23 protein-coding genes and 1 pseudogene are annotated in these 20208 nt (G+C 59.1%); 9 read left to right on the top strand and 15 right to left on the bottom strand.

Annotation, left to right across the window (positions count from 1 at the left end):
• The 5 genes and pseudogenes from cysB to BLX41_RS25115 all read right to left on the bottom strand — a co-directional run.
• Window positions 1–103: pseudogene (gene cysB, locus BLX41_RS25135) on the bottom strand (HTH-type transcriptional regulator CysB); the annotation flags it as partial.
• Between the two features lie 111 nt (window positions 104–214).
• The gene (locus BLX41_RS25130) at window positions 215–715 is read right to left on the bottom strand and encodes a universal stress protein (RefSeq protein WP_123727054.1); all 501 of its coding nucleotides are present in this window, start codon (window positions 713–715) and stop codon (window positions 215–217) included.
• A gap of 95 nt (window positions 716–810) precedes the next feature.
• Window positions 811–1716, bottom strand: coding sequence for a 5'-nucleotidase (locus BLX41_RS25125; RefSeq protein WP_123727053.1), 906 nt, complete (start codon window positions 1714–1716; stop codon window positions 811–813).
• Between the two features lie 25 nt (window positions 1717–1741).
• Window positions 1742–2698 (bottom strand): putative 2-dehydropantoate 2-reductase, encoded by a 957-nt coding sequence (locus BLX41_RS25120; protein ID WP_123727052.1) that lies wholly within the window; start codon window positions 2696–2698, stop codon window positions 1742–1744.
• A complete protein-coding gene (locus BLX41_RS25115; protein ID WP_123727051.1) occupies window positions 2698–3084 on the bottom strand; it encodes a YbbN family protein in 387 nt (128 codons plus the stop codon). The genes BLX41_RS25120 and BLX41_RS25115 overlap by 1 nt, the downstream gene beginning before the upstream one ends.
• Between BLX41_RS25115 and BLX41_RS25110 the strand changes: the two genes are divergently transcribed.
• Both BLX41_RS25110 and BLX41_RS25105 read left to right on the top strand, forming a co-directional pair.
• Window positions 3083–3517 carry a PilZ domain-containing protein gene (locus BLX41_RS25110; protein WP_102860889.1) on the top strand — a complete coding sequence of 145 codons (435 nt, stop codon included), beginning with the start codon at window positions 3083–3085 and terminating at the stop codon, window positions 3515–3517. The genes BLX41_RS25115 and BLX41_RS25110 overlap by 2 nt on opposite strands.
• 140 nt (window positions 3518–3657) lie before the next feature.
• Window positions 3658–4734 carry a 3-deoxy-7-phosphoheptulonate synthase gene (locus BLX41_RS25105; protein WP_123727050.1) on the top strand — a complete coding sequence of 359 codons (1077 nt, stop codon included), beginning with the start codon at window positions 3658–3660 and terminating at the stop codon, window positions 4732–4734.
• Window positions 4735–4794: 60 nt separating this feature from the next.
• Here BLX41_RS25105 and BLX41_RS25100 read toward each other — a convergent pair whose 3' ends face one another.
• Entirely contained in the window at window positions 4795–5076 is a 282-nt protein-coding gene (locus BLX41_RS25100; RefSeq protein ID WP_011062548.1) for a GNAT family N-acetyltransferase, read from the bottom strand.
• A gap of 645 nt (window positions 5077–5721) precedes the next feature.
• Here BLX41_RS25100 and oprI point away from each other — a divergent pair.
• On the top strand, window positions 5722–5973 hold the full coding sequence (gene oprI / locus BLX41_RS25095; RefSeq protein WP_003448337.1) for an outer membrane lipoprotei OprI: 252 nt from the start codon (window positions 5722–5724) through the stop codon (window positions 5971–5973).
• 126 nt (window positions 5974–6099) lie between these two features.
• Here the strand turns inward: oprI and BLX41_RS25090 are convergent, their stop codons facing one another.
• The 3 genes from BLX41_RS25090 to BLX41_RS25080 all read right to left on the bottom strand — a co-directional run bounded on the left by BLX41_RS25090 (window position 6100) and on the right by BLX41_RS25080 (window position 8164).
• Entirely contained in the window at window positions 6100–7074 is a 975-nt protein-coding gene (locus BLX41_RS25090) for a L,D-transpeptidase family protein (RefSeq protein ID WP_123727049.1), read from the bottom strand.
• A gap of 134 nt (window positions 7075–7208) precedes the next feature.
• A complete protein-coding gene (locus BLX41_RS25085) occupies window positions 7209–7502 on the bottom strand; it encodes a hypothetical protein (RefSeq protein WP_007931378.1) in 294 nt (97 codons plus the stop codon).
• Window positions 7503–7558: 56 nt separating this feature from the next.
• The gene (locus tag BLX41_RS25080; protein ID WP_185073769.1) at window positions 7559–8164 is read right to left on the bottom strand and encodes an arylesterase; all 606 of its coding nucleotides are present in this window, start codon (window positions 8162–8164) and stop codon (window positions 7559–7561) included.
• A gap of 10 nt (window positions 8165–8174) precedes the next feature.
• Here BLX41_RS25080 and BLX41_RS25075 point away from each other — a divergent pair, with 10 nt between their 5' ends.
• Together BLX41_RS25075 and BLX41_RS25070 are read left to right on the top strand one after the other, a co-directional pair.
• The gene (locus BLX41_RS25075; RefSeq protein WP_102860886.1) at window positions 8175–8858 is read left to right on the top strand and encodes an ABC transporter ATP-binding protein; all 684 of its coding nucleotides are present in this window, start codon (window positions 8175–8177) and stop codon (window positions 8856–8858) included.
• The gene (locus BLX41_RS25070) at window positions 8858–11362 is read left to right on the top strand and encodes an ABC transporter permease (protein ID WP_123727047.1); all 2505 of its coding nucleotides are present in this window, start codon (window positions 8858–8860) and stop codon (window positions 11360–11362) included. Before BLX41_RS25075 ends, BLX41_RS25070 begins: the two co-directional genes overlap by 1 nt.
• Window positions 11363–11394: 32 nt before the next feature.
• On the opposite strand, the gene greB is transcribed toward BLX41_RS25070, so the two are convergent.
• Entirely contained in the window at window positions 11395–11868 is a 474-nt protein-coding gene (greB, locus tag BLX41_RS25065; protein WP_123727046.1) for a transcription elongation factor GreB, read from the bottom strand.
• A 299-nt stretch (window positions 11869–12167) separates the two neighbouring features.
• Between greB and BLX41_RS25060 the strand changes: the two genes are divergently transcribed.
• Window positions 12168–12797 (top strand): response regulator transcription factor, encoded by a 630-nt coding sequence (locus BLX41_RS25060; protein ID WP_123727045.1) that lies wholly within the window; start codon window positions 12168–12170, stop codon window positions 12795–12797.
• Between the two features lie 145 nt (window positions 12798–12942).
• On the opposite strand, the gene BLX41_RS25055 is transcribed toward BLX41_RS25060, so the two are convergent.
• From BLX41_RS25055 to BLX41_RS25045, 3 genes are all read right to left on the bottom strand, one after another.
• Complete coding sequence (locus BLX41_RS25055) at window positions 12943–13251, bottom strand: class I SAM-dependent methyltransferase (protein WP_123727044.1); 309 nt, start codon at window positions 13249–13251, stop codon at window positions 12943–12945.
• A 298-nt stretch (window positions 13252–13549) separates the two neighbouring features.
• Window positions 13550–13984 carry a DoxX family protein gene (locus tag BLX41_RS25050; RefSeq protein ID WP_123727043.1) on the bottom strand — a complete coding sequence of 145 codons (435 nt, stop codon included), beginning with the start codon at window positions 13982–13984 and terminating at the stop codon, window positions 13550–13552.
• Between the two features lie 102 nt (window positions 13985–14086).
• Entirely contained in the window at window positions 14087–15508 is a 1422-nt protein-coding gene (locus BLX41_RS25045; protein ID WP_123727042.1) for an MltF family protein, read from the bottom strand.
• Window positions 15509–15743: 235 nt separating this feature from the next.
• Between BLX41_RS25045 and BLX41_RS25040 the strand changes: the two genes are divergently transcribed.
• The 3 genes from BLX41_RS25040 (at window position 15744) to BLX41_RS25030 (ending at window position 18623) form a co-directional block, all read left to right on the top strand.
• Window positions 15744–16550, top strand: a complete 807-nt coding sequence (locus BLX41_RS25040) for a TatD family hydrolase (RefSeq protein WP_123727041.1) — start codon at window positions 15744–15746, stop codon at window positions 16548–16550.
• Between the two features lie 85 nt (window positions 16551–16635).
• Window positions 16636–18117 carry a methyl-accepting chemotaxis protein gene (locus BLX41_RS25035; protein WP_123727040.1) on the top strand — a complete coding sequence of 494 codons (1482 nt, stop codon included), beginning with the start codon at window positions 16636–16638 and terminating at the stop codon, window positions 18115–18117.
• A gap of 143 nt (window positions 18118–18260) precedes the next feature.
• Window positions 18261–18623, top strand: coding sequence for a terminase (locus tag BLX41_RS25030; protein ID WP_123727162.1), 363 nt, complete (start codon window positions 18261–18263; stop codon window positions 18621–18623).
• Between the two features lie 4 nt (window positions 18624–18627).
• Here the strand turns inward: BLX41_RS25030 and BLX41_RS25025 are convergent, their stop codons facing one another.
• Window positions 18628–19425, bottom strand: coding sequence for an acyl-CoA thioesterase (locus BLX41_RS25025; protein WP_123727039.1), 798 nt, complete (start codon window positions 19423–19425; stop codon window positions 18628–18630).
• A 110-nt stretch (window positions 19426–19535) separates the two neighbouring features.
• On the bottom strand, window positions 19536–20208 hold a 673-nt coding region (locus BLX41_RS25020), incomplete at its 5' end, for a CHAD domain-containing protein (protein WP_259745157.1).

Here is a 20208-nt window from a genome sequence, read left to right as displayed (position 1 = left end):
TGCTGATACCCGGTTGTGAGGTGTAAAGGCTTTGGGCGGTAGCGGAGACGTTGAGGTCGTGGTGCGCCACTTCCCAGATGTAGCGCAATTGTTGAAGCTTCATATGAATCCCTCAAAGCAGGTAGACGCCACGGGTATCAGCGACGGTATATAACTATATTAATGGTCAGGAGAATAAATCTAGAACTTTTATTCAGAATTTTCCATTCTGCCCTCAGATATCCCCCTGACGCCGACGCTGCACCAGAGGCACCAGGTAAACCGGCACTTTGGCCAGTTGCAAAACCCGTGCTGCCGTACGCCCCAAAGGGGTTTGCGCACCTACCCCGTGGCTGTGACTTCCTACGATCAGCAAATCCACCGAGAGTTTCGCCGCCTGATCCAGAATCACCTGGGATGGATCGCCTTGAAGGACCCGCACCGACTGGATCAAGGTCAGATCCTGCATCCCCTCCCCCAACTCCTCACGAAAACTGTCCAGCACCCGCTGCTCGATATTGGCCATTACCGTGCTCAAGCCCTGGCGGTGAAACTCGTTCAAGGACTGCTCATCCAGATAGCTCTGCAACACCGATTCGGCAAATAGCCCCATGGGCTCCACCGCGTGCACTACATGTAAGTCGGCATTGAACGTTCGAGCCAGCTCCAGGGCATGCTGCATTACAAAGGGCGCATACAGACCGAGGTCGGTGGCATACAGCATCGAACGAATCATATGACCTCCTCAACTGCCAAGATGGCGGAGATTGATTCAGCTTAGCAGTGCCTGGAACTGTGGGAGGTTCGACGCCAAACCTGGGATTTTAGGGCTCAATCCCTGGCTTCGTTGCTGATGCCGTGGGGCACGTGACCGGTGGCGACCACCTCTCGGGCCAACTCGCAGTGCCCGGCCTGGTCGTCGAAAAAAACATCGGCGGCGAAGGCTTCGAGAAAGGCCGCTTTCTCCAGGCCGCCCAGGAACAAGGACTCGTCCAGACGAATGTCCCACTCGCGCAAAGTGCGGATCACCCGCTCATGGGCCGGTGCCGAACGTGCAGTGACCAAGGCCGTGCGAATCGGGCAGGCATCGTTGGGAAACTCGCCCTGAAGCAGATTGAGTGCTGCTAGAAAGCCCTTGAACGGCCCGCCCGGCAATGGCTCCCGGGCCGACTGCTGTTCACTGGCCTGAAAGGCTTCCAGGCCACCGGCTTGGTAGACCCGTTCCGAGTCATCGGAAAACAGCACGGCGTCACCGTCGAAGGCGATGCGCAACTCGCCATTGGCGGCGCGCCGGGCGCCGCCGGAGAGGATGGTCGCAGCGGCAAACCCGGCCTCCAGAGCACTGCGTACATCATCGGCATGGGTGGAGAGAAACAGATCGCTGCCAAAGGCCGCCAGATAGGGGTAGGGACTGCGGCCGCCGACGAACGCCGCACGAGAAATCCCCAGGCCGTAATGCTGGATCGAGTTGAACACCCGCAGACCGGTGTCGGCACTGTTGCGCGAAACCAGCACCACCTCGACCCGCGCACGCCCCAGGCTGGCATTGAGGCTGAGCAACTTCTTCACCAGAGGGAAGGCATCGCCCGGCTCGAGGATCTCCTCCTCGTGTTCGATCTGATACTGCCTATAAGCCTCCACACCCTGGGCCAGATAGACCTTATGGCTGTCGCTCAGATCAAATAGCGCCCGTGACGAAATCGCCACCACCAACTTGCCATCCAGGCCCTTTGCCATATTCCGTCCCCGTCAGTTAATCAGCTCAAGCGTGATGCCGGTCGATGAAACTCAAGGCCTGGTACAACGCCCGGATTTTCGGCAATTCACAGCCAGCGGCCCTGGCTGCCGCCAAAGGTGCGGCGTAGATGGCTGCCAATTCCAGAGGGCGCTGGTGCAGGAAATCATGGTACATGCTCGGCCAGTAGTCGGGCATGTGCTCGGTGGACTTGAACAATTGCTGTGCGTAGGTATCCGGAATGACATGGCCACAAGCCGCAGCCCCCTGCAGCACTTCCTGCATGAGGTCCTGAATCAACTCGCGACTGTCCGGGTCGGCCATCAGCGGCGTGGTGCTGGCCTTGAGTAGTACCGACAGACCGTTGTAAGGCACATTCCACACCAGCTTCTGCCAACGCGCCTGATGCAGGTTGCCCATGGCCTGGGAATCAAGCCCGGCTTCACGAAACAACGCCGCGCCTTCTTCGACAATAGCCTGGCTCAACGCCGGATCGGCGCTTGCCGGACCGCTGTGGTAACCCAGGTTGACCGCACCGAGTGCCTGGTGCTCGATCTGACCGGGCCCCGCACGATGGACACAGATAAAGCACAAGCCACCCAATAGATGCAGAGACTCGGGGAGTACGGCGCGCAGGCCATCTTCAACATCCAGACCGTTCTGCAGCAACAGAACCTTGGCATCAGGTGCCGCCGCCTGAATGATCGCCGGTGCCAACTGGACGTTGCTGGTGGTCTTGGCCCCCACCAGCAGCCAATCACAAGGCGGCATCTCCTCTACGCTGGCGTATGCCTGCACCGGTTTCAGGCTCAACGCACCGTGCTGAGCGCTGTTGACCTGCAGCCCCTGCTCCACCACCGTCGAGAACTCGCTGCGTAATAGAAAGTGCACGTCGAAACCGGCACGTGCCAGCATCACCCCGTAAAAACCTCCGATCGCTCCGGTCCCGATAATGCCCACACGCGGTTTACGACCTGCATCCATCAAGGCAACTCCTCTGGTATTCGATTAAGCGCCTGACGCAGGCCCTCAGAGAGCTCCTTGTACGTCAACCGCGACTGCAACGCCCCATAAAACTCACCATCGCTTACCACGAACAGGGCCGGCAGATGAAACACCTGATAGCGCTCCACCGCGCCGCCGTTGTCAGCGGCATCGACCCAGCACAACCGATCGACCGGCAAGCCCAGCCCCGGCAATTGCGTCCGCGCCCAACGGCAACTGGAGCAGCCGACGCTGGTAAAAAGCACCAGGGAAACGCCGTCCAGGCCCAGCAATTGCTGGTCGATATCGAAGTCTGTCAGTTCCAATTCGACCACTATACTGGGGGAAACAATGTCAAATGGACGACACTCGGAGTCTGCGGTCATGGGACGTTTTTTGCCTCATCCTGATGATGTTCCGGTTGAACTGACCCTGCGTAAATACGCCTGCATTTCGCGTCAGCGGTTGCACACTATCAGCCTCGGTGGCATGGCATGCAATTACCACCGTGCCTGGCGCCACGGCACCGCACTTGAAGTGTATATGCCGACGCTGGGGGAAAATGCCCGCTACAACGGCTATGTCGCCTGGTGCCTGAAGCGCAAGCGCGGCTACCTGGTGGGCATCGCTTTCGTCGATGAGCAAACGCTGTTCGGCGCCCGCATGGGTGAACAGGTGTGCCAGATTGCCCGGTACTGTCGCCTGCATGAACCTCAGAGCGAACAACAATGCATCGAGGCCCTGGCCCTGAATTGGGTCGAGCAGCACGCAGAGGACTATTCCGAAGACCGCGTGCACCAGGCTTTTGTGCAGCCTTAGCCCAATAAAACCGCCGCCTGCCCATTGTAGAGTCACCGGGTAACGCGCTAAGGTTCCGCTCCCCGACGCGCTCAAATCCGCTGTGCTCCGCCGCGCGGGGATCGCTGGCGGCCGGCACCCGTGACCTGACGAGTAACACGATGGCTGATTTACCGATCAACGACCTTAACGTCGCCTCCAACGAGACCCTGATCACCCCTGATCAACTCAAACGAGACATCCCGCTGAGCGACACCGCCTTGCACACCGTGACCAAGGGTCGCGAAGTGATCCGCAACATCCTCGACGGCACTGATCACCGTCTGTTCATCGTCATTGGGCCCTGCTCGATCCACGACATCAAGGCAGCCCACGAGTACGCCGAACGGCTCAAGGCCCTGGCGGCGGAAGTTTCCGACACTCTCTATCTGGTAATGCGGGTGTACTTCGAGAAACCCCGTACTACCGTAGGCTGGAAAGGCCTGATCAACGACCCTTACCTGGATGACTCGTTCAAGATTCAGGACGGTTTGCATATCGGCCGGCAACTGTTGCTGGACCTGGCGGAAATGGGCCTGCCTACTGCCACTGAAGCCCTTGACCCGATCTCCCCGCAATACCTGCAGGACTTGATCAGTTGGTCGGCTATTGGTGCCCGCACCACCGAATCCCAGACCCACCGGGAAATGGCTTCCGGCCTGTCGTCGGCCGTGGGCTTCAAGAATGGCACCGACGGCGGCCTGACTGTGGCGATCAACGCCCTGCAATCGGTATCCAGCCCGCATCGTTTCCTGGGAATCAACCCACAAGGCGGCGTATCGATCGTCACCACCAAAGGCAACGCCTACGGCCACGTGGTACTGCGTGGCGGCAATGGTAAGCCTAACTATGACTCGGTGAGTGTCGCTGTCTGCGAGCAAGCCCTGAGCAAGGCCAAGATCAAGCCGAACATCATGATCGACTGCAGCCATGCCAACTCCAACAAGGACCCGGCGCTGCAACCTCTGGTCATGGAGAACGTTGCCAACCAGATACTGGAAGGCAACCAGTCGATCATCGGCCTGATGGTGGAAAGTCATCTGAACTGGGGTTGCCAGGCGATTCCGAAGGACTTGTCAGACCTGCAGTACGGAGTCTCGATTACCGACGCCTGCATCGACTGGGAAAGCACCGAAAAAACCCTGCGCAACATGCACGCCAAGCTCAAGGACGTACTGCCGAAACGCGAACGCAGCTGATCCTTTTCGCCAGACACAAAAACGCCGGGCCAAGCCCGGCGTTTTTCATAGTCGCCTCGATCAGAGCTTTGCAGCGTGACGCTGATGACGCTCCATGTAGCGCTCTACATAAGAACAGGATGGAATCACTGTGTAGCCCATACGCTCGGCGTACTCCAGTGCCTGCTCGGTCAACGCCGCGGCAATGCCGCGCCCACGTAATGCGTTGGGCACGAAGGTGCGGTAGATATCCAGGGTTTGCTTACCCAGGTCCATATAGGTCAGGTAGGCACGATGACCGTCCACATTGGTCTCGAACTGATGACCAGCCTGGTCATGGTGGATGGACAACGCCTCGCTCATCACTACTCCTTGCGGGTCTGGAATGCTGACCCCTACCTTACCGATGTTTTTCCGGCGAAGGAACAACTTACGCCACCTCGTGCCTGCCGGATGCCGCGTAGAAGGCATCGCTCTCACATCACGAGCACGTTACAAAATAGTAGGCGCCCTTGGCACAAATGCTCAAGCCACACTCGTCACAGATCAGCGCAAAACGCCCTCAGCAAGCCTTGCAGAGTCCACCGTCTGGACCAGTGCAAAAAGGCGTTGAGGCTATACATCGCCGGATGCTGAAACTTAAGACGAGCGCCGCTTCTTAAAGTCACCGGCAAGATGGATAAAGATAGGTCAAGGTTCTGCAGATTCTGAACAAAAGTGCCATCGCCACAATATAGATCGACTTTAGCCTAGACTCTGAAACAGCGCCTGGAAAAGTCCAAGACCAATGCTGGCAAACAAGCAGCACCCTCTGACAGAGCCTTGCCGCTGAATATTTTTTATACAACCGCTTAAAAAGTTGCTCGAAAAAGAATCACCGCCTAGAATTTTTTTTGCTTCTTGCGCTACGTCAGTTTACTTACTACAAGTAATGGGTAGTATGTACGCCGGCTATTTCCTCACTCTGAGGTGATAGCTACTAATAGAAAGTCCTTGAAGGGGAACACGATGAACAACGTTCTGAAATTCTCTGCTCTGGCTCTGGCCGCAGTTCTGGCTACCGGTTGCAGCAGCGTATCCAAAGAAACCGAAGCTCGTCTGACTGCTACTGAAGACGCAGCAGCTCGTGCTCAGGCTCGTGCAGACGAAGCCTATCGTAAAGCTGATGAAGCTCTGGCTGCTGCTCAAAAAGCACAACAGACTGCTGACGAAGCTAACGAGCGCGCTCTGCGTATGCTGGAAAAAGCTAGCCGCAAGTAATAGTCCTTCGGGATTGTTATCAAGCCGATCCATTTTTTGGATCGGCTTTTTATTGCCTGGGATTTTCCATCGGCAATAAAAAACCCGTCGATACCGGCAGGTATCGACGGGTTGTTGTTCTATCCCTTACTGCTGCAGATCGAACGGAGCACTGGACAACGATGTTGCCGGCGCCGTGATCGGTATTGCGATCTCCACTGGCAAGCCATCTTCGGCCGCCACTACATCCCTGACCACATCCCAGTTCATCCGCAGGTTGTTGGCCAGATCTTCACGCTTGAGCAAGGCATTGATCACCGCAGTGTGCTTGTCGACCACTGAAGGATTACCCTTGTCATCCAAAGGCGTATGCGCCTCCAGATAGACTTTGCCAGCGCTGATACCGAACTTGTACGGATCGTTGATGATACGCACGGAAGTTCCTACCGGAACCATGCCGGCCATTTCCAGCACGTTGTTGTTGAGCATACGGAAACAGCCATGGCTGGTGCGCATGCCGATGCCGAACTTCTTGTTCGAACCGTGGATCAGATAACCGGGCGTGCCCAAGGTGAACTTGAACGGCCCCAGCGGGTTATCCGGCCCTGCCGGCACCACGCTCGGCAGCGGATCGCCGTCGGCAGCATGTTCGGCCCGGATCGACGCCGGCGGAGTCCAGGTTGGATTCGGGGTTTTCGCAGTAATGCTGGTATGTGCGATCGGCGAGCCCCAGCCCTCACGTCCGATGCCCAGCGGGAAGGTGTAAACCACATTCCGCCCCTTGGGGAAGTAGTAAAGACGATACTCCGCCAGGTTGATCACAATGCCCTCACGGGGCCCGGGGGGCAGGATGAAACGGGTAGGCAGGATGACCTCGGTGCCCGCCCCCGGTAACCAGGGGTCGACTCCCGGGTTGGCCGCCACCATCTCCAGATACCCCAGGTCATAAGCAGTGCCCAGGTCGGCAAAGGTGTCTTCGTACTTGGCCTTGATCACCTGCACCTGGCCGACGATGTCTTCACCGGGCGGTGGTAGAGGCAACTCCAATGCTGCAACGGGGCCGGCCACACACAATGCGGCAAGTGTCAGGCAGCGGGTGACGACGGGGAGGCGCGGCAACATCCAGATAATCCTTCGCATGAACAACGAGTGATAGAAACGCGATTGTACACCCCGCCCCCTGACTGCGGGAGCCAAGCGGGAGACACAAGCGCAGGCACATGAAATCCCTGTCGAAACGGTCCGCTATCGACCGTCTACAGCTCGAAGCGCAACTCAGGCCAGATCGGCGGGGTGCCGCGCTTTTGCGACTCCAGGATCGCCCGGCACAAAGGGCAGAGTCGCTGATCCTGGAAAATCGTCCGATCCACACTTGACCAGCGTGGTTGCGCGGGCAACAAGGTGCCGCACAAGGTCCGGTCGGCGGAACCGCCCAACTCCAGCTGACGCGTCACCAGATGCACTCGAACTTCCTGGCAGGCGAACAGGTCAAGCTGTTCATCAGGCTCGATCAGTTGATAGGCAAACAGGGACCAGGCGGGACGCGGCATCGGGGGCTCCAAATCGGGGGCGCCACATTAGCCGAAACACTGCCGCTAGAAAAGCGTCAAAGCAGCGGTTTTAGCGTCGGCCAGACATTTTCCAGCAACTTGTCCTGAGCCGCTGCTGCTGGGTGCAGACCGTCTGCCTGCATCAGCTCGGGACGACCACCGACCCCTTCAAGAAAAAACGGTACCAGAGCCACCTTTTTGTCACTGGCCAACTGGCCATAAACCTGGGCGAACGCCTGGGTGTAGCGCACACCATAGTTGGGCGGCAATTGCATACCCAACAGCAGCACCTTGGCACCACCGGCCTGGGCACTGTCGATCATCGACGCAAGATTTTGTTGCAATTGCTGAGGCGGCTGGCCACGCAGGCCATCGTTGCCGCCCAACTCGAGGATCATCACCTCAGGCTTATGCTCTGCAAGCAGCGCCGGCAGCCGCGCCAGGCCACCGGCACTGGTGTCGCCACTGACGGAGGCGTTGACCACCTTGTCAGTGAAACCCTGGTCCTTGAGCCGCTTCTCCAACAGAGCCACCCACCCCTCGCGGGTATCCAGGCCGAAAGCCGCACTGATACTATCGCCCACGATCAGGACCGTACCCGCCGCTGCGTTCTGGGCCATGCACATCAAGGCCAGGCCGGCACTCAAAAACCATACACGCATCGGATTCTCCATGGGCGCAAGCATTCTCACTGCGCGGAACCTTAGCAAAGTGGTTCCCAGCGCGGAAGGTGAACTGACCATCCTTCATGAACTCAGCCTGGAGCTGAACCAGGGCGACAGTCTGGCCATAGTCGGCGCCTCAGGGTCCGGAAAATCCACACTGCTAGGTTTACTGGCGGGACTCGACCTGCCCAGTAGTGGTGAGGTCACTCTCGCCGGCCAAGCCTTGAGTCGCCTGGATGAAGATCAGCGGGCACGGGTCAGGGCCGAACACGTTGGGTTCGTGTTTCAATCCTTCCAACTGCTCGACAGCCTCAACGCCCTGGAAAACGTCATGCTCCCTCTGGAGCTGGATGGCCGCCGCGACGCCCGAGAGCGGGCCACCGAGCTGCTGCGACGGGTCGGCCTCGGCCAGCGCCTGAGCCACTCGCCGCGCCAGCTTTCCGGCGGTGAGCAACAACGAGTGGCCATCGCCCGGGCCTTTGCCGCCGAACCCGACGTGCTGTTTGCCGACGAACCTACCGGTAACCTCGACAGCCACACCGGTGAACGCATCAGCGACCTGCTGTTCGAACTCAACAAAGAGAGCGGCACAACCCTGGTACTGGTGACCCATGATGAACGCCTGGCCCATCGTTGCCGGCGCCTGATCCGTCTTGAAGCGGGCTTGCTGGTCGCCCCTCTGGAGCCTTGATGGCACGTCTGCCGCTGTTGCGCCTGTTCAGCCTCGCCCTGCGCCAGCTGTTGCGCGATGCTCGCGCCGGAGAGTTACGGGTGCTGTTCTTTGCCTTGCTGGTGGCTGTGGCGGCAAGCACCGCCATTGGTTACTTCGGCGCACGCCTGAACGGAGCCATGCTGCTGCGGGCCACTGAATTCCTCGGGGCTGACCTGCTTCTGGAGGGCAGCTCGCCGGCACGACCGGAACAGCTCGACAGCGGACAGGCACTGGGGCTCGGTCATGCACGCATCGTCGAGTTCTCCAGCGTTATCGCCACTGACAATGGCATTCAACTGTCGAGTATCAAGGCAGTGGACAGTGCCTACCCACTACGCGGCCAACTCAAGAGTGCGGCAGCGCCTTATGGCGTTGAAGAGCCCGGTGGCGGTCCAAAAACCGGCGAAGCCTGGGTCGAATCACGCCTGCTGACCGCGCTGAATCTGAAGATCGGCGACAGCATCGACGTCGGTACGCGCCCCCTGCGTCTGACTCGGGTCCTGACCTACGAGCCCGACCGAGCTGGCAACTTCTATAGCCTGACGCCTCGAGTACTGATCAGCCTGGACGACCTGCAAGCCACCGGTGTCGTCCAGCCCGGCAGCCGGGTCAGCTACAAGGAGCTCTGGCGCGGCCCGGCGCCGGCCCTTGAGAGCTATCGCCAACTGATCAAGCCGGGCCTAGCGGCCAACCAGCGACTACAGGATGCCCGCGATGGCAACCAGCAGATTGGGGGGGCCTTGGGCAAGGCCGAGCGTTACCTGAACATGGCCAGTCTGGTGGCCGTGTTGCTATCCGGGGTCGCCGTCGCCTTATCGGCCAATCGTTTCGCAGCCCGGCGCTTCGATGCCAGCGCCTTGCTACGCTGCCTTGGCCTGTCGCGGCGGGAAACCATGCTGCTGTTCAGCGTGCAGTTGGGACTTCTGGGGCTGCTGGCCAGTCTTGGCGGCGCACTGCTGGGGTGGTTGGCCCAACTTGGCCTGTTCTATCTACTGCATGACCTGCTGCCCAGCGACGTGCCTCCAGGAGGTCTGCTCCCGGCCATTGCCGGCATTGGCACCGGGTTGGTGGCCCTGGCAGGGTTTGCCCTGCCGCCTCTGGCCGCCTTGGGGCGGGTCCCGCCACTCCGGGTATTACGCCGTGACCTGCTGCCAATTCCTTCCAGTACCTGGATGATCTACGGCGCGGCCCTGTTTGCTCTGGGCCTGATCATGTGGCGCCTGAGTCTGGATCTGATCCTGACCTTTGCCCTGCTCGGCGGTGGCCTGATAGCTGCGCTGGTACTGGGTGGGTTACTGCTCTTGGTGCTGCAAAGCCTGCGTCGTCTGCTGGCCCGTTCTTCCCTGCCCTGGCGCCTGGGACTGGGCCAGTTGCTGCGGCATCCCTTGGCGGCGGCCGGACAGTCTCTGGCCTTTGGCCTGATTCTGCTGTCCATGGCACTGATTGCCCTGCTGCGTGGCGAACTGCTGGATACCTGGCAGAACCAGTTGCCGAAGAACGCCCCCAATTACTTTGCACTGAATATCCTGCCCGCCGAAAAACAGGCTTTTAGCGAACGTCTGGTACAACTTTCCGCCCCTTCAGCGCCGCTGTATCCGGTGGTTCCCGGACGCCTGGTGAGCATCAACGGTGAGCCTGTGAGGGAGATTGTCAGCAAGGATTCCAGTGGCGACCGCGCGGTACAGCGCGACCTGAGCCTGACCTGGGCCGCCGACCTGCCGGCCGGCAACCGCATCACCGAAGGCAACTGGTGGTCAGCGCAGCCCGCCGACGCTGTGCCCGGCGTATCGGTGGAGGCCAAGGTTGCACAAAGCCTGAAACTAAAACTGGGAGACCAATTGACCTTCACGGTCGCGGGCGTGAATCGGGAAGCCCGGGTTACCAGCCTGCGCAGTATCAACTGGGACAACTTCCAACCGAACTTCTTCATGATCTTCCAACCAGGCACCCTGAAAGACCTGCCTGCCACCTACCTGACCAGCTTTTATCTAAGTCCGGGACACGACCAGCAGGTCGTCGAGCTATCGAGGGCATTTCCAGCGGTGACCATTCTTCAAGTCGAAGCTTTGCTGGAGCAACTGCGTAGCATCCTGGCCCAGGTCACTCTGGCGGTGGAATACGTATTGCTGTTTGTTCTGGCGGCGGGAATGGCAGTGCTGTTTTCCGGCCTGCAGGCCACGTTGGACGAGCGCATTCGCCAAGGCGCGTTATTGCGCGCCCTCGGTGCCGAGAGGCGGTTGCTGGTCAAGGCACGACGGATCGAGTTCGGTCTTCTCGGCGCTGTCAGCGGCCTGCTGGCGGCCTTGGGTAGCGAACTGGTCAGCCTGGTGCTTTACCGGTTCGCCTTCGACCTGCCCTGGCATCCACATCCCTGGCTGTTACTGCTGCCGCTGATCGGCGCCCTGCTGGTGGGCGGGGCCGGGGTTTTCGGTACCCGCCGGGCGTTGAACGCCAGCCCATTGAGCGTCCTGCGCGAAGGATGAAAAGCAACAGCTCGCCAGTACAGGCTGGCGAGCTACTTCACATAGTCGATCTGATTGATCCACCAGCAGGTCTCGCCTGCCGGGGTATGAACGATGGCCTCGTCGCCCACTTCCTTCTTCAACAGCGCCCTGGCCATGGGCGAGTCGATGGAAATATAGTCCTTGCGCAGATAGATCTCGTCGTATCCGACGATACGAAAGCGCTTGATTTCCTCAGCGTCGTTTTCCACTTCTACCCAGGCCCCAAAGAACACCCGCCCCTCCTGCTCCGGTGCGTAGGAAACCACCTTCATGTCTTCCAGACGCTTGCGTATGTAACGCACCCGGCGATCAATCTCACGCAAGAGCTTTTTGTTGTACTGATAGTCCGCGTTCTCACTGCGGTCACCCAGTGACGCGGCCCAAGTGACCTTTTGGGTGATATCTGGGCGCTTCTCGCGCCACAGATAATCCAACTCCTGCTTCAGAGCGTCGTAACCATCCTGTGTGATGAGTTTGGTACTCAATTGGTTTGTCACCTTCCAGCCTTGTACATGCTGTTCTGTTATTTGAATGAGCCGATGCACTCGGCCTTTCATGGGAGGCTGTTGCGCGCCCTTTTCCCAGCCCGGCCGCACTATCAGATTTGTCCGATTTAGATTTCAGAGAGGTCAGCCAATCATAGGGCCAAACAGCCGAGGCTTACGGCACAAGACACACTTTAAGCAACAGTGTTTGCACCCAGCCCACGGCACAGCTTGAAACCTACTTATCCAAAGCCTCCCAACACTGACCAACACCTCTAAAAACATAGGGAACGTACTAAATGGGCAACATCATTATCGTCGATGACCACCCTCTGATTCGACTGGCCATCAGGTCGGTGCTGGAACCCCACCATCACACCATCGTCGCCGAAGCCGACAACGGTGCGGACGCGGTGCAACTGGTACGAAAGCACATGCCGGACCTGTTGATCCTCGACCTGGGTATCCCCAACCTGGACGGTTTTTCGGTCATCGCTCATATCAAGTCTGCGGACCTGCTTGTAAAAACCCTGGTCCTGACTTCCAGTGATTCGAAGAACTTCGCCTTGCGCTGCCTACAAGCCGGAGCAGCAGGCTTTCTGTGCAAGACCGAAAACCTTCACGAACTGGCCAATGCGGTTAAAGCCATTTTGTCCGGGTACAGCTACTTCCCGGAAGACACCATCAATATCCTGCAGCAGAACACCAATGCCGCCAGCCAGGAAAGCGTGCTGATCTCGCGCCTGACCGATCGCGAGATCACGGTGCTGAAGCTCCTGGCCACCGGCCTCAACAATCAGCAGATTGCAGACGCTCTGTTGATCAGCCACAAGACCGTCAGTACCTACAAGGTTCGCTTGCTCAAACGCTTCAACATTTCCAACCTGGTGGCGCTGGCCGATCTGGCAAAACGTAACGCCATAGTTTGAACATCAAACCGTTGTCGCTTCATTAATAACCCAGCAGTAGCTGCAACTGGGAACGTCCCAGTCAGTATCTGTTAAGTGGAGTCACGATCTGAATACGGCGCAGTTCAGCAGCAAACTGTACAGCGCCGTCGGAACCGCTATGCAACTAGCGGCGAATGATCAGCCCTTGGCGGGCGACACGGGTCAGTTGCCTGATGACTTCAGCGGCATTCGCTGCACTGGGTGCCGGAATGACCGCCAGATCAAAGCTATCGCTGGCAAAACGTGCCAGAGACTCGCCCTCTTCGACAAACTGAATCAAAAAGGCCGCGGGGCCCGGGGAACGCCGTGGCCAGCCGTCGAGATAACGCAACAACGTAGGTTGGTGTTTGCCGCCAAGAAGGATTTTCGGGTTGCGCTGGGAAAGACTCGCCGTGATCGGCGCAAGACGTACAAGGGGGCGTGGTGCATTCATCGTATTGTGTCTCTGCCTCAAGTTTCTGCCGGGCAGGTGAGAGGCAACACCGAACCAGCGCTTTAGCGGTATTTCGAAGCCTGACTATAGCTTCTATCAGTGATCTTTCGACTCACTTGGCGCCCCGCAAGTAGCTGTTTAAATCGGCGCATAAGCCGCATCCTAGAGAAGCCAACAGGTCAGTGTCAAGATTTCCCAGCAACGAAAAAGGCCTGCATTGGCAGGCCTTGGAAATTTTCCGGGCAGTTGATCCAGAGCCTCCGAAAACCACCTTGGCGGATGAATCAAGCCCGTCAACTCACTTGGCTATGGCTGCATCCACAGACAACTTGCCAGCCCCTTCAAACAGGACCGCAACAGTCCCGCCCAGCAGAGCCAGGGCGAACTCATAGCCGTTATTGGCCATGAACAAACCGTTGCCGATATGCACCGAGAAGATCGCCACCAGCAAGGTGAAGGACAAGCCCAGGGCCGCCGGACGCGCCAACAAGCCAATGACCAGCGCCAAGCCAGCGAAGAACTCGGTACCACCGGCCAACAGCGCCATCAGATACCCAGGAGCCAGGCCAATACTCTCCATCCACTGAGCCGTTCCCGCCAGACCGCCCCCCCCGAACCAGCCAAAGAGTTTCTGCGAACCGTGGGCCGCAAAGATGATGCCGACGAAGATCCGCAAAATGGTCAAGCCATAACCGGCGCGAGTACTCAGCAGTTTTTTGATCGGTGTGCTCATGCTCTGTAGTCCTGTGTAAGGTGGGGAAGTTGGTCGCCATATTAATCAGTTTTCACTATGTGAAAAGCGTAAAAACCCCAGTATAACTATCGATTTATTGGATTATTTTCGAGACACAACTTTTCGCTCCTGAGGCTCCAGAGAGTCTCGCTCGCGGTCAAAGGCCAGATAGTATTTGTTGACGCTATTAACATAGCTGACCGCGCCCATGCCCACCTGCTCCATGGCAATACGTTCAACCTGAAAGAACCATTGATTGGGATTCAGTCCACGGCGCCGGGCCTCGCTGCGCATTCCCTGTACCCGTTCCGGCCCCATGTTGTAGGCCGCCAGGACGAACGCCATGCGTTCGCGCTCGTTGAGTTTGGGGCTGGCAAAGAACTTGCGACGGATCATCGCCAGGTACTTGGCCCCGGCCTGAACATTGTTGTCCAGGGACTGGATATTGTTGACGCCGACCCGTTGCGCCGCCGAAGGCGTGATCTGCATCAGTCCGGTTGGGCCGCTGCCACTCCTGGCATTGGGCTGCAAGGCCGACTCCTTGAAAGCCAGAGCTGCCAGATTCAGCCAGTCCATACCCTGCTCCCCTGCATGCTTCTGCAACACAGGCCGCAGTTTTTCAAGACGCTGTCGATCGGCCCGAGCCAGGGGGTAATGCACCTGGTACTGGCGGCGATAGATACGCAGGAAGGCGACATCCTGATCCGCCGGTGTCTTATAGGTCTTGAGGAAACGATCGATACTTGCCCGCAACATCGACGCATCGCGCCGAACAAACCAGTGTTCCTCTCCCGGCTCACTGATCTTCAATTGCTTGTCAAAACGCAACTTGGGCAGGATCTTGCTCCAACGCTCGGCAATCGGCTGCTCGACAATGGTCAGGTGGAAGATCCCGCCCTGGACCATTTCCAGCACATCTTCCACCGCCAGACTGGGGTCCACCCACTCGACCTTGATCGGCGCCAGCTTGCGCAGCGCCAGTTTCTGATTGATCTGACTCACCGCATCTCCGGCGGCGCTGCCGGTGGTGAGGGTCAAGGTCTTGCCGGACAACTGCTCGATACGCGTATAACGGCGCTCGCCCTTGATCCCCACCAACAGTAAGGGAACATTGCTGGCGATCGGATCACTGGAACTCACCGCGTGCCCCGCCTGAGCCTCCAACAACTCCCCCGGTGCTACCAGGTCCCCTTCTCCTCGCTGCAAGGCGCCCAGCAGTTGATCCTTGGCTTTGGGAATGATCTTGAGACTGACTTCCTGACCGTCACGGGCATGGCCATTGAGATACTGCTCGAACGAGCGCAGGCGGTGATACTCGATGCCAATGGCCTGGCCCTGGACCTCACCGGAACTATTGCGGCTCTGATTGACCAGTACCCGCAGCACCCGACTGCTGCGGATTTCCGCCAGGTCACGGACCTTTCCCACAGTCTGGGTTTCCGACGGCCCGGCCAAACGCGCCACGGCCGGCAATGGCAGCAACAACGTCAGGCACAGCGCGAGCAATATCGAGGGTCGGGTCATCCGTTCTCCGCAAAGAATACTGTTCAACCCTTCGTCGTTTTTTGAAGAATTGATCGACAGAAACAGAGCGCCATGAGCACTGGCAGGGTGCGAAAGACAAGCGCAATGACAGCATAAAGACTGAGCATTACGTTCTTCCGGCAGCAAAAGACAGCGTTAACTCGTTGTAGTTCTTGGTTTTTCTTATAAATCTACAGCTCTGATATGCTTTCCGGCCGCAGGCGGAGATAGCACCATGCAACTCATCGATATCGGCGTCAACCTGACCAATCCCTGTTTTGCCGAAAAACACCAAGCCGTTCTCGATCGTGCTTATGAGGCCGGAGTCTGCCAATTGGTCCTGACCGGAACCAGCGTCGAAGGCAGCGAACAAGCCCTGGAACTGTGCCAGCAACTGGACACCAACGGGCAGCGGCTGTTCGCCACCGCGGGCCTGCACCCTCACTCTGCCAGCGACTGGAGTGCCGACAGTTCCCGGCGCCTGCGCGCACTGCTCAGCGAGCCACGGGTACGTGCAGTGGGCGAATGCGGACTGGACTTCAATCGCGACTTCTCCCCCCGCCCACAACAGGAAAAAGTCCTGGAAGAACACCTGGCCCTGGCGGCCGAACTGCAACTGCCGGTGTTCCTCCACGAGCGCGATGCCAATCAGCGTCTGCTGGATATCCTGCGGGACTTTCGTGACCGTTTGCCAGCAGCCGTGGTGCATTGCTTCACCGGTGAACAACGGGCGCTGTTCAGTTACCTTGATCTTGACCTGCACATCGGCATTACCGGCTGGATCTGCGACGAACGCCGAGGCACCCACCTGCACCCACTGGTGCGCAACATTCCCCGCGGGCGCCTGATGCTGGAAAGCGATGCACCCTATCTGCTGCCGCGCAGCCTGCGACCAAAACCGAAGAACGGCCGTAACGAACCGGCCTACCTGACTGAAGTCTTGAGGGAAGTGGCACTGCACCGGGAAGAGAACCCGACAGACCTGGCCAACCACAGCACCGCCTGCGCCAGAGCTTTTTTCCGCTTGCCAGAGATTGCTTGACGCATATCAAGATTTTTCCGAGATCATGGCGGCACAATAATGGCACCTTGCCAATACTGTTCCGCTCAATCAGAGAAGACCTTCTATGGGTGCCTGGCTTAGCAATATCTCGTTGAAATACAAATTCTGGGTGGTCAATGCGGTCGCCTTCGTCACCACCTTGTTATTGGTGCTGTACGCCGTGCAACTGGAGCAGCAGGCACGTAGCCAGACCGCCCAGGCCGCCGCCCATAGCCAGGCCCTGCTGCTCAATGCCTGGCCTGCAGGACAGCCCCTACCCACCGATGAACACCTACTGACTTTCTCCCAGGGACAGACACCCAGTTTCAACGACCAGGCGTTGCCCGAGCTGAGCGGCGCCAACGGCTGGATCGAGATCAACCACATGCCGCTGTTCGGTGCCAACCCGTTGCTGGGCGCCGAAGTCGTCCATCGCGCCGACGGCCAGCAGGTCGCGGTCCTGGCCCATGCTCCGAGCCTGGCCCAGGTCTTCAGCGACCGTTTCACCAACTACGCGGTGGCCGTATTCATCCTGATGTTCGCCATGCTCTGCGCCTCGCAGTTGCTGATTCGCTTTCTCCTCAGCCAGCTCAATACCCTCAAGGACGTCATGCTGCATGTCGAGAAGACCGGCGACCTGTCTGCCCGCGTACCGCTGTCCTGCAAGGACGAAGTGGGCCAGATGGCCAGCGCCTTCAACGCCATGCAGGCCGGCTACCAACGGGTGGTGAATACCGTGGCCAATACCGCTCGCCAGTTGGATCAGGGCGCCGCGCGCCTGGCCTCGAGCATGAATGATGTACGCCACGGCATGCTCGGCCAGCAGAGCGAAACCGATCAGGCCGCCACTGCCATCAACGAAATGTCCGCCACCGTCTACCACATCGCCCAGCATGCGGGTGCCACTCGGGACCTGTCGCAAACCGCGGACACTCTGGCCGGCACCGGCCATGAAGTGGTCGGACGGGTGCAGAAATCCATAGCCGGGCTGTCCAGTGGCGTGCAGCAAACTGCCGAGATGATTCAGAAACTCGCCGAGGACAGCCAGAAGATCAACGGCGTGGTCAACGTCATCCACAGCATCGCCGAGCAAACCAACCTGCTGGCGCTCAACGCCGCCATCGAAGCCGCCCGGGCCGGCGAAATGGGCCGCGGCTTCGCCGTGGTGGCAGATGAAGTGCGCAACCTGGCCAAGCGCGTACAGGCCTCCACCGACGAAATCACCGGCATGGTATCCGCCCTGCAGGCCGGCACCCGCGATGCGGTGGACTTCATGCAGGAAAGCTCGTTCAAGGCCGACGACTGCGTGCAGCAGGCTCAGGAAGCCGGGGCGGCACTGGCGGAAATCACTAGCGCGGTGGCACAGATGCGCGAGAGCAACACTCAGATCGCCGTCGCCGCGGAACAGCAGAGCCAGGTGGCCGAAGAAATGAATCGCGCGGTGGTCAGCATTCGCGATGTCACCGAAAACACCGTGCAACAGACCGTTGCTTCCGCCACCACCAGCAGTGAACTGGCGACCCTGGCCGGTGAATTGAACAAGGCCATTGGCCAGTTGAAGCTCTGATCCGCCAGCATAAGCGAGTGCCCCATCGCATCCACTTGCCCCGGCCCACTGGCTATCGAACCGATAGCCAGCCTTGATTCGCCGCCAAACCGACTGCGCCCTATTCTTGGTTCATGAGTTTTCAAGCACTAAGGATGATCATCATGGGCAAACGTCACCCCAACCTTCCCGCCTGGCAATGGCGCGTCTACCCGCAAAGCCACCAGCATCCGACCAACCTGGTTTTGCACCTGATCGCCGTCCCCCTGTTCATCGTGGGTTTTCTGTTGATTGCGTCGGGAGTGTTCTCCCTGAGTTTCCTGAGCCTGGCCATTGGCGTGCTCGGAGTGCTGGCTGCCTTGGGTTTGCAGCGTCACGGCCATAGCCTGGAGGCACAAGCCTCCGAGCCATTCAGTGATCGCAAAGATGCGGTGCAACGCCTGCTGGTGGAGCAGTTCGTGACCTTTCCACGCTTTGTTCTAAGCGGCGCCTGGTGGCGTGCCTGGCTGCAACGCCACCGCCACTGACGCCTCAAGCGAAGATGGTTACCGTCTGCCGGCTCAGGGCGATCAGTTGCCCCTCCGGACTCCACAACGCTGCGGCGGCATGCCCGTATCCATCCCGGGCATGCTCGATTTCCACCCGGTACTTGCACCAGTCCAGGGTACTGACTGACAACAACGGCTGGACGAACTCGATGGTCCAGGTCAGGGTGCTGCCCGCCGCAGGCTTGTTCAAATGCGGCAGCAGGGCCGGCGGCCAGGCATCCACCAGCGCCAGGATATGCGCCTCGGTCACCGGTTCTTCTTTGACATCCCCACGCAGGCGGACCCAGCCCCCCATGTCCCGGGAACGGTTGCCAGTGAAGGGCATGCCGCCGATGCTCCAACGCATTGCCAAATGACGCATGAATTCCGGCGTCACGCCCTTGATGTAGGGCAGTTCCTGGCACTCGTCCCAATGCTTCATCTCAGGCGCAGGCAAGGCGCCGACACTGACCGCAGACTCGCGGGAAGCACCAAAGCTGCCCTGCACCAAGGTCACCACTTGGCCGTCCTGCATGGCGCGCCCCAGCACCTGACTGACAGCCTTGCCTTCGCGCAGCACATCCACTTCAAAGCTGACCGGTACATCCGGTGACACTGGACCGACAAAGGTGACCGCCAGGGAGCGTACCGGCCGGTCCAGTGGGACCTTGGCCCGCATCGCTTCGTACTGCAAGGCAACCACCAGACCACCAAAACTGGCGCGCCCCTGAGCCCACTCAGCCGGGATGGTCAGCGCATGGGGTTGGCCGCGTACGGCCTCGAGCAAATCGTAGAAACGCATGAAAACCTCGGGGGGCAAAAAAATAGACTCCGGGATCTTAACCAGCGTCGCAGAGCCGCACAGCGATTATTCTGGCCAAAGCAGCGGACAGATAAGCCGGACAACGGTGATCAGTTCCTGAAGCAATCGCCATGAAGCTTGTCCAGCACCAGATCGGCGCGGGCCTGAGACTTGAGCATGGTTTTACGCCAGGTAGCTACACAGGGCAGCAAGTCCATCTGCTGTTCGGCCTGGGCCAGCCATTGCCAGCAATCATGCCAATCCCCCAATGCACCCTGGGCTGCCTTGAGGCGTTTCATGGCTTGGGATGGCAAACGATCCAATTCCGGATACGCATCGGCGGCGTAGCGCACACGCTTGATCAACAGTCGCAGGCGATGACGATCATGGGCAGGATCGCGCAGCGCTTCACCCAGGGTTTTCCACTGCTTGGACAGGCGTTTTTCAATCTTTCCCCGTAAACCACGCAGCAGCCCTTGGCGCTCGGAGGCCCGTAGAAACCGCGGAAACGCATCCAGTACCAGGAACAACTGCGCCAACTGCGGCCCGACTGCTATCGCCGAATATTCTCCGTCCAACTGGGCTGTACGACGCTCGGCGGCAACATGCAGGCCATGCTGATGCAGATAAGCCGCCAGCACTTCACGATCACGAATCGGCGTCGTCAGCTGTCCGACCTCACTGGCCGCAGCCTCCAACTGCTCGACACCGGGCAAACCGCGCAATGGACGCAACAAGCTGCGCAAGCGTCGCACAGTGATGCGCAAGTCGTGCAGTGCCTCG

This window comes from Pseudomonas protegens, assembly GCF_003732485.1.
Taxonomy (GTDB): domain Bacteria; phylum Pseudomonadota; class Gammaproteobacteria; order Pseudomonadales; family Pseudomonadaceae; genus Aquipseudomonas; species Aquipseudomonas protegens_B.
The sequence above is the reverse complement of the archived record's forward strand: the minus strand, read 5'-3'. Positions and strand labels throughout refer to the sequence as shown.

Coding starts and splice junctions, on each gene's coding strand:
- BLX41_RS25130 (WP_123727054.1), bottom strand. CDS start 715: ATGATTCGTTCGATGCTGTATGCCACCGACCTCGGTCTGTATGCGCCC.
- BLX41_RS25125 (WP_123727053.1), bottom strand. CDS start 1,716: ATGGCAAAGGGCCTGGATGGCAAGTTGGTGGTGGCGATTTCGTCACGG.
- BLX41_RS25120 (WP_123727052.1), bottom strand. CDS start 2,698: ATGGATGCAGGTCGTAAACCGCGTGTGGGCATTATCGGGACCGGAGCG.
- BLX41_RS25110 (WP_102860889.1), top strand. CDS start 3,083: ATGGGACGTTTTTTGCCTCATCCTGATGATGTTCCGGTTGAACTGACC.
- BLX41_RS25115 (WP_123727051.1), bottom strand. CDS start 3,084: ATGACCGCAGACTCCGAGTGTCGTCCATTTGACATTGTTTCCCCCAGT.
- BLX41_RS25105 (WP_123727050.1), top strand. CDS start 3,658: ATGGCTGATTTACCGATCAACGACCTTAACGTCGCCTCCAACGAGACC.
- BLX41_RS25100 (WP_011062548.1), bottom strand. CDS start 5,076: ATGAGCGAGGCGTTGTCCATCCACCATGACCAGGCTGGTCATCAGTTC.
- oprI (WP_003448337.1), top strand. CDS start 5,722: ATGAACAACGTTCTGAAATTCTCTGCTCTGGCTCTGGCCGCAGTTCTG.
- BLX41_RS25090 (WP_123727049.1), bottom strand. CDS start 7,074: ATGTTGCCGCGCCTCCCCGTCGTCACCCGCTGCCTGACACTTGCCGCA.
- BLX41_RS25085 (WP_007931378.1), bottom strand. CDS start 7,502: ATGCCGCGTCCCGCCTGGTCCCTGTTTGCCTATCAACTGATCGAGCCT.
- BLX41_RS25080 (WP_185073769.1), bottom strand. CDS start 8,164: ATGCGTGTATGGTTTTTGAGTGCCGGCCTGGCCTTGATGTGCATGGCC.
- BLX41_RS25075 (WP_102860886.1), top strand. CDS start 8,175: ATGGGCGCAAGCATTCTCACTGCGCGGAACCTTAGCAAAGTGGTTCCC.
- BLX41_RS25070 (WP_123727047.1), top strand. CDS start 8,858: ATGGCACGTCTGCCGCTGTTGCGCCTGTTCAGCCTCGCCCTGCGCCAG.
- BLX41_RS25060 (WP_123727045.1), top strand. CDS start 12,168: ATGGGCAACATCATTATCGTCGATGACCACCCTCTGATTCGACTGGCC.
- BLX41_RS25055 (WP_123727044.1), bottom strand. CDS start 13,251: ATGAATGCACCACGCCCCCTTGTACGTCTTGCGCCGATCACGGCGAGT.
- BLX41_RS25050 (WP_123727043.1), bottom strand. CDS start 13,984: ATGAGCACACCGATCAAAAAACTGCTGAGTACTCGCGCCGGTTATGGC.
- BLX41_RS25045 (WP_123727042.1), bottom strand. CDS start 15,508: ATGACCCGACCCTCGATATTGCTCGCGCTGTGCCTGACGTTGTTGCTG.
- BLX41_RS25040 (WP_123727041.1), top strand. CDS start 15,744: ATGCAACTCATCGATATCGGCGTCAACCTGACCAATCCCTGTTTTGCC.
- BLX41_RS25035 (WP_123727040.1), top strand. CDS start 16,636: ATGGGTGCCTGGCTTAGCAATATCTCGTTGAAATACAAATTCTGGGTG.
- BLX41_RS25030 (WP_123727162.1), top strand. CDS start 18,261: ATGGGCAAACGTCACCCCAACCTTCCCGCCTGGCAATGGCGCGTCTAC.
- BLX41_RS25025 (WP_123727039.1), bottom strand. CDS start 19,425: ATGCGTTTCTACGATTTGCTCGAGGCCGTACGCGGCCAACCCCATGCG.